Genomic DNA, 7,429 nt, shown 5'->3' on the forward strand with positions numbered 1-7,429 from the left:
TCCGCTTCCGGATGTTAAATTCCAGTCGTCTTAATCATTAGATTGAGCAGGGGAATCCAGGTCACATTCTTTAAGCGGGATGACTTTGGTGTGTTTTGTCCATTTGTACCCCAGCCATACTACCAGGAATAAAGGAATACTGATATAAGAAACTACAACACCATACCAATCGATCTGGCCGCCTGAAAAGGCGGCTAAATTTTGTCCCAAAATAACGATAAAGCAGAGAACAAAGGCAAAAATCGGACCGAACGGGAACCATTTTGCTTTATAAGGAAGATCTTTCAGATCCCGGCCCTGGGCGGTGTATGCCCGGCGGAAACGGTAATGGCTGACCGCGATGCCGAGCCAGGTGATGAAGCCGCACATTCCCGAGGCGTTCAGCAGCCAGTTGTACACGACCCCGTCTCCGAACAGCGACGCGAAGAAGGCAAACATCCCGATAAGCGTCGTCAATAGCAGGGCGTTGACGGGCAGCCCGCGGCGGCTTAGTCTAGCTAGGAATTTCGGCGCTTTTCCCCGTTTTGCCAGCGAGTAAAGGACCCGCGAGGAAGCGTACATCCCTGAGTTGCCGGCCGACAGAACGGAGGACAAGATGACGGCATTCATGACGGAAGCGGCAAAAGCCATACCTGCTTTTTCAAAGACTAGCGTGAACGGGCTGACGCCGATGTTCTCCAGGCCGCTTTTTAGCAAATTAGGACTTGTATAAGGAATAATCAGGCCGATCACCAGAATTGCCAAAATATAAAAAATCAGGATCCGCCAGAATACCTGCCGGATGGCCCGCGGAACATGCTCACGCGGATTGTGGCTTTCACCGGCTGCAACACCGACCATTTCCGTGCCTTGGAATGAGAAGCCGGCCGCCATGAATACGCCGAGGAAGGTAAAGAATCCTCCGTGGAAAGGCGCGTCTCCCACTGTGAAGTTTTTGAAGCCGATGGCTTCGCCGCCCATGATGCCAAAGATCATGAGGACCCCGACGACCAGGAAAATGATAACGACAGCGATTTTGATCATGGCGAACCAATACTCCGATTCACCGTATCCTTTGACGGACAGAACATTGAGGCCCAGAATGAGGGCCAGGAACAGGATGCTCCACAAGAGAGAGGAGCTGTCCGGGAACCAGTATTTAATAATTAACGTGGCGGCGGAGAGCTCGGCCGCAATCGTAATCGCCCAGTTGTACCAAAAGTTCCACCCCATGGCAAAGCCAAGGGACGGATCGACGAAACGCGAGGCATAGGTTTCAAAAGAGCCCGAATCCGGCATATATGTGGCGAGCTCTCCTAAACTGGTCATCAAAAAGTAGACCATGATGCCGACGGCGGCATAGGCGAGCAATGCGCCACCGGGTCCGGCGGAGGCGATGGCGCCGCCGCTGGCCAGGAAAAGTCCCGTCCCTATCGATCCACCGAGCGCAATCATCGTCATATGCCGGGCTTTTAGGCCGGGCTTTAAATTTTGTGCTGCGGTGCTATTCTTTTTACTCATGCGTATACAACTCCTTAAAATTTAGACAAACATTCCCTGCCATATATTATCCTCATTTGGCGTGAAGTTAAGCTGCTGTCGTAATCGAATGACTGTCACACCATGCAAAAAGGCCGCGGAAAGAGTCCGCGGCCTTATATTTATACCGTGCACCCCACCATTCTTGCATAAGATAGCTCAACACGCTTCTCCCGGTGAAGGATAAGCATGACAGTTCTGTCCCTTTCGGGAACAGCCCCAGCCTGCCGCCGTTGAAGCGGGGTGACAAGCTTCGGCGACGGTGCCTTTCCACGGGATTCATCGGCGGCTTCCAGCGCCTCCTCCGGTGTACTCTTCACAATCGCGACCTCTACCTCATCTGGAAATGATGAGGCTATTATTCAGTTTTCCTAAGATACAGTTCTATAGTATATAGCAAGAAAAGGGGCGGGACAATGTCTAATTATTGACATTGTCCCGCCTTTATTAGCCTTCTTTGCTTAAGCCGATCAATTGTTGCGTTCGCGCTTCGCCATTTGCTGCCATACTGTCCCTGCGGCTTGCTCTCCGGATTCGATCCGTTCCACGGCCATACGGGCCTGGAGACCGACCTCGAACTCCGGATCGTCCACGGCGGCCCGCAGCGCTTCAAGCGCCTGGTCGGTGCCGACTTCGTACAAGAAGCGGGCTGCCCGCCAGCGGACGAGCTTGCTTTTGTCCGACAAGGCGGCAATCATCGGTTCCGTAGCGGACGGATCGCCGATGTCGGACAGCGTGTCGCCTGCGGTGCGGCGCACGGCGGCCGAGCTGTCGCGCATCGCCTCGAACAGCAGCGTCATCGCTTCCGGCGTCCGGACGTCGCCGAGATAGACGACCGCGAGGCGACGGACCTGCATCTGCGGATCGCGAACCGCGTCCGCAAGCAGCGGGAGCGCCTCGGGTCCGGGTTGCTGCAGCGCCTCCAGGCCCGCATAGCGGACGTGCCAGTCCGCGTCCTTCATCCGCTCGCGGACTTCGTCCAGGCTAAGCGCCCGGCGCTGCTCGACGAACTCGGCTTCGCTGCGGCCGTGCGCGATCGCCTGCGCCTGGATCGCCTCCAGCCGGTCCGGCGGGAACGCCGCTTCCAGCTCCTGCTCGACCTCGCGGGCGATCTCCTCCAGCTCGCCGTAGCGGACGCCGTAATCGCTCAGCTTGCGCTCCTTGATGAGCGTGGCGCTCGCTACCTCGGTTACGGCGGATACGAACCGCTGGGAGAGCGAAATGCGCTCCTCGCGGGTCCCCGATTTCACGCGGATCTGCATCGGGATGCCGCGGAAAAACTGCACGAACACCTGGGCTTCGCCGTAGCCGGCCGCTTCGGCCGCCTCCGGATCCCAGGCGGATTCCACCTGCTCCTGTCCGAATTGCTCCTGTACTTCGGACAGGATGGCTGCCCAATCGGCGCTGCCCTTCCGGTCCAGCGCGATAAAATCCGCTGTATGGAAAATGCTTTTTACTCCCGGAATATTCAGCATTTGCCGGATCCACGTAGGGGCGGAGCGGGCGTTGTCCTGTGTGTATGTTTTGCGGATCCCGGGTTCCAAGGTTTCGTCCAGATGAAGCTTCATGGAATTGGGACTCGGTGTCGGCTCGATAAATACAATTTTCATAAGTTGTTCACATCTCCTTCCGTATCTTATTTTACCTTAAGCCCCAAGGAATAAAAAGGAACGGGATCGACACAATAAAACAAGGCATTTTCTCCAGGCGACAAACGTCAAAAAGGGGGGCCCTCGTATGTTTAAAAAACAGGAACGAACACTGATCATTGTATGCCTGGTTGTCGCCGTCATTATGCTGTATGCGTTCATTAAGAGCGTGCTTCGCTTTATGCAGTATTATTAGAGGTTGTTCAAAAACAGTCATCTTTTGAGTGAGGAGTTGATGGGAAGCATGCTATCCTGGGATCCCGTTACATTAAGCCGGGTGCTTACCGGGTTGACGTTGTTCGTACATATTGTGTTTGCTTCCATCGGCGTAGGTATCCCGATGATGATCGCGCTTGCCGAGTGGAGGGGTGTCCGGAAAAAAGATCCGCACTACACCCTGCTGGCCCGCCGCTGGGCCCGGGGCTTCGTCATCTCGGTCGCCGTAGGCGTCGTGACGGGCACGGCGATCGGCCTGCAGCTCAGCCTCCTTTGGCCGACATTTATGCGCGTCGCGGGACAGGCGATCGCCTTGCCCTTGTTCATGGAGACCTTTGCTTTTTTCATCGAAGCGATTTTCCTGGGCATCTATTTGTACACGTGGGACCGGTTCAAGAAGCCGATCCTGCATTTACTGCTACTGATTCCGGTGGCGATCGGCTCCTCAGCGTCTGCGTTCTTCATCACTACTTTGAATGCGTTCATGAATACGCCGCAGGGCTTCACTTTGAAAAACGGCGTGTTCGCCGACTTTCAGCCGCTGGTGGCCATGTTTAATCCGGCAACGCCGACGAAGGTGTCCCACGTGCTTGCCTCCTCGTATACGCTCAGCGCCGGTTTACTGGCGGGGATAGCGGCTTTTAGCCTGCTGCGGGGGCGAAGAGGCGTTTACTTCAAAAAGGCGCTGAAGCTGACCGCGACGGCAGCGTTCGTTTTTGCGGTCTCTACCGCGATTATCGGCGACTTCTCGGGCAAATTTCTTGCCCACTACCAGCCGGAAAAGCTGGCCGCCGCGGAATGGCATTTCGAGACGATGACGAAGGCGCCGCTCATTTACGGCGGTGTGCTGGGGGAGAACGGAGAGGTTAAATACGCGCTTGAGCTGCCCTATGCGCTAAGTATTTTGGCTGGCGGCACTCCGAACACGAACGTTATCGGACTTAACGAGTTTCCCGTGGATGAACGGCCTCCGCTCCTGATCCACTATATGTTCGATTTAAAAGTAACGATCGGGGTGCTGCTCGTTTTGATTCCTTTTCTATACTTGCTCCGTCGTTGGCTTCCGAAAGGGAAAAACAGGGGGAGGGGGAAAGGCGGTTATCCGAAGTGGCTGCTGCTCGGCATTGTCGCTCTCGGACCTTTGGCGATGACCGCGATCGAGCTTGGCTGGATGTTTGCGGAATTCGGACGGCAGCCCTGGATCGTGCGCGGCTACATGAAGGTATCGGAAGCGGCGACGACGTCGCAAAACGTCGGCTCGATGCTGATCCTGTTCATTATTCTCTATCTCGTCCTCTGTGCTTCCTGCATTACGGTGCTCGTCAAGCTGTTCCGCGGAAAGAGCGTGGACGATGAGATGCGGGAGCTGGGGATCAGTGGAGGTGAGCGGAAATGAGCTATGAAATTGTCGGCATTACCGTGCTGTGGACCTTTTTGTTCGGTTACCTGATCGTGGCATCCGTTGATTTTGGAGCCGGTTTTTTTAGCTATTACAGCGTGCTCACGGGTCATGAGAATAAGGTGCATAACATAATCCAACGCTACTTGTCCCCGGTGTGGGAAGTGACGAATGTGTTTCTCATCTTTTTCGTGGTAGGGTTGGTCGGATTTTTTCCCGATTCCGCTTATTTTTACGGTACTGCGCTGCTTGTTCCCGGGAGTCTTGCGACTGTTTTGCTTGCGCTGCGGGGAGCATACTATGCTTACAACACTTATGGGAGCAGCAAAGAGAACAATAAGGCGTACATGGCGGTTTACGGAGCGACCGGGTTATTGATTCCGGCAGCGTTGTCTACCGTATTGGCGATTTCCGAAGGCGGTATTATTCAGGAGCAGGACGGAAAAGTCATCCTGCATTGGTCCAGCTTTTTCAGTAACCCCTACACCTGGTCCGTCATCATTCTGGCTCTCGTGTCCGTGCTGTATATTTCGGCTATGTTCTTGGCTTTTTACGCGGGTAAGGCTGGGGATAAAGATGCCTTTGAGGTGCTTCGCGGCTACGCGCTGCTATGGAGCGGTCCGACGATTCTGGCCTGCGTCGTTGCTTTTTTTCAGATTAACCGTCAAAATCCGGAGCATTTCAGAAATATGTTGAACATTACCTGGATGTTTATCGCTTCGCTGATTTGTTTTCTTCTGGCGGTTTATTTTATATGGAAAAAGAAAAATCTCGGGTGGTCGTTCATTCTTGTCATCTTGCAGTTTGGTTTTGCCTGGTATGGCTATGGCCGATCGCATCTGCCCTATATTCTGTATAAGCAGGTCAGCATCTATGAAAGCTTTACGAATGAAACGATGGCGGTGGCGCTCATTACGGCATTTGTGGCCGGTCTGGTGGTGCTGATCCCTTCGCTCGTGTTGATTATGCGGCTGTTTTTGTTTGACGCCAAGTATGTACGCGGCGAATCGCCGAAGAAAGGATGAGGTCGGAGTGGAACATTTCACCATGATGATTGCGCCGGGACTGGTCATCGTAATGGCGCTCGTATCTCTCTTTATTTATGCTGGTGTATATAAGGATCCTGTGGATTAGGCAGAAATTTGGCATGGCCCGCGCGATGCTTTACAATGATAAACAAACATTTCAATAGGATGGTATCCGGCGATTAACATGACTGGAAATCGGGGCCTCTCGGCTGGAGAGGTCATAAGATGGAGAGGAATGGAAGGAGGGAATCCTCGGTATGCCGAGAACGCGTTACAATAACATGGATAATGTCAACACGGACAAAACATTGAAGCAATTTAAGCAGTGGAGAGAAGAACGCCGCAGAAAAAGAAAAGATTACTCATACATTATTCCGAATTCGCCGCCTCAGATCGATTATTTGCTTAATAACAGGGAAGAAGTCTCGCTGACCTGGATCGGGCATTCCACTTTTTTGATCCAATATGAAGGGCTGAATATCGTGACGGACCCGGTCTGGGCTTCAAGAATGGGATTTCAGCGCCGCTTAGGTTCTCCAGGCGTCCCTATTGGGGACATTCCGGATATCGATGTCATTCTGATTTCTCATTCGCATTATGACCACATGCATGTGTCTTCGATCCGTCGTCTTTACGGGAATGGAACTCAAATTGTGGTTCCGTCCGGCTTGGGACGAAAAATGAATCGCAAAGGGTTCCAGCGAACCCGGGAAATGAAGTGGTGGGAGTCATTGGAGATCGGGAACGCCCGCATCTCGTTTGTTCCGACCCAGCACTGGACTCGGCGTACTCCGTTCGACACGAACACCTCGCACTGGGGCGGATTTGTGTTGGAGCCGGCAACTCCTCGTGAGGGGGAGAAGCATCAGGTGATTTATTTTGCCGGAGACAGCGGCTATTTCCGCGGCTTTGCGGATATCGGGGAGCGCTTCGCCATCGACGTGGCGCTGCTGCCGATCGGGGCGTATGAACCGGAGTGGTTCATGACGAGCCAGCATACGACGCCGGAAGAAGCGCTGCAGGCGTTCGTCGACGTCAAGGCCAAGCTGATGGTGCCGATGCATTACGGCACGTTCCGGCTGGCCGACGACACGGCGCGCGAAGCGCTGGACCGCCTGGAGGCGGACCGGGAGAAGCGCGGCATCGCCGAGTCGGCGATCCGCGTGCTGCTGCACGGGGAGACGCTGCGCTTCCCCGAGGCGTGACGCGCTTAGCGGGGCTGGGCGCGGCGTAGGCATGCCGCGCTCGCTAGGCCGAGCGCAGCGGCCGCTATTTGGAAACAGAGTCATCCTGCCGTTTTCGGCCGGATGACTCTGTTTGTGCTGGCTGCTTTTCATTACGCCAAGCGCCAGCCGGCCTCCATGAATTAACTGTAAATCATACAGTTAATTTAAGAAAATCCTTCGTTTTTCTCCGATTAGCTATAAAATCTACAGTTAATTCTCTAGTTTTTAGTTAAATTAAGCGGAATCGGCAAAAATAGCTGTAGTTTTGCAGCTAGAATAAAAAGTAGACACCTCTTAATGTCACACAGATAATAAATCTATTGAGTCAGAAAGGGTGTCGAGAAATGAGTGAGTCTAGGCAACGATACAATGAAACATTTAAGCGTGAGGCCG

General features: G+C 53.7%; 6 protein-coding genes and 1 riboswitch. Of the genes, 4 read left to right on the forward strand and 2 right to left on the reverse strand.

The features are described from left to right. Window positions 1-30 precede the first annotated feature (30 nt). Together KB559_RS20050 and KB559_RS20060 are read right to left on the reverse strand one after the other, a co-directional pair. Complete coding sequence (locus tag KB559_RS20050; RefSeq protein ID WP_211024371.1) at window positions 31-1,500, reverse strand: amino acid permease; 1,470 nt, start codon at window positions 1,498-1,500, stop codon at window positions 31-33. 165 nt (window positions 1,501-1,665) lie between these two features. Then, window positions 1,666-1,860, reverse strand: a riboswitch (Lysine riboswitch). Between the two features lie 128 nt (window positions 1,861-1,988). Further along, window positions 1,989-3,128: a virulence factor gene (locus KB559_RS20060; protein ID WP_211024375.1), complete on the reverse strand. Its 1,140-nt coding sequence runs from the start codon at window positions 3,126-3,128 to the stop codon at window positions 1,989-1,991. A gap of 283 nt (window positions 3,129-3,411) precedes the next feature. Between KB559_RS20060 and KB559_RS20065 the strand changes: the two genes are divergently transcribed. From KB559_RS20065 to KB559_RS20075, 4 genes are all read left to right on the forward strand, one after another. Further along, the gene (locus tag KB559_RS20065) at window positions 3,412-4,779 is read left to right on the forward strand and encodes a cytochrome ubiquinol oxidase subunit I (RefSeq protein ID WP_211024377.1); all 1,368 of its coding nucleotides are present in this window, start codon (window positions 3,412-3,414) and stop codon (window positions 4,777-4,779) included. Continuing rightward, a complete protein-coding gene (locus KB559_RS20070; RefSeq protein ID WP_211024379.1) occupies window positions 4,776-5,807 on the forward strand; it encodes a cytochrome d ubiquinol oxidase subunit II in 1,032 nt (343 codons plus the stop codon). The genes KB559_RS20065 and KB559_RS20070 overlap by 4 nt, the downstream gene beginning before the upstream one ends. A gap of 7 nt (window positions 5,808-5,814) precedes the next feature. Next, window positions 5,815-5,916, forward strand: a complete 102-nt coding sequence (gene cydS, locus KB559_RS25610) for a cytochrome bd oxidase small subunit CydS family protein (RefSeq protein ID WP_435530096.1) — start codon at window positions 5,815-5,817, stop codon at window positions 5,914-5,916. Window positions 5,917-6,067: 151 nt separating this feature from the next. Then, window positions 6,068-7,015 carry an MBL fold metallo-hydrolase gene (locus KB559_RS20075; RefSeq protein WP_211024381.1) on the forward strand — a complete coding sequence of 316 codons (948 nt, stop codon included), beginning with the start codon at window positions 6,068-6,070 and terminating at the stop codon, window positions 7,013-7,015. Window positions 7,016-7,429 lie beyond the last annotated feature (414 nt).

Source organism: Paenibacillus sp. Marseille-P2973 (genome assembly GCF_018101095.1).
Lineage (GTDB): Bacteria > Bacillota > Bacilli > Paenibacillales > Paenibacillaceae > Fontibacillus > Fontibacillus vini.

Excerpts from the sequence above, each read along its gene's own strand:
- KB559_RS20075 (WP_211024381.1), top strand. The coding sequence starts at position 6,068 with ATGCCGAGAACGCGTTACAATAACATGGATAATGTCAACACGGACAAA.
- KB559_RS20050 (WP_211024371.1), bottom strand. The coding sequence starts at position 1,500 with ATGAGTAAAAAGAATAGCACCGCAGCACAAAATTTAAAGCCCGGCCTA.
- KB559_RS20065 (WP_211024377.1), top strand. The coding sequence starts at position 3,412 with ATGCTATCCTGGGATCCCGTTACATTAAGCCGGGTGCTTACCGGGTTG.
- KB559_RS20070 (WP_211024379.1), top strand. The coding sequence starts at position 4,776 with ATGAGCTATGAAATTGTCGGCATTACCGTGCTGTGGACCTTTTTGTTC.
- KB559_RS20060 (WP_211024375.1), bottom strand. The coding sequence starts at position 3,128 with ATGAAAATTGTATTTATCGAGCCGACACCGAGTCCCAATTCCATGAAG.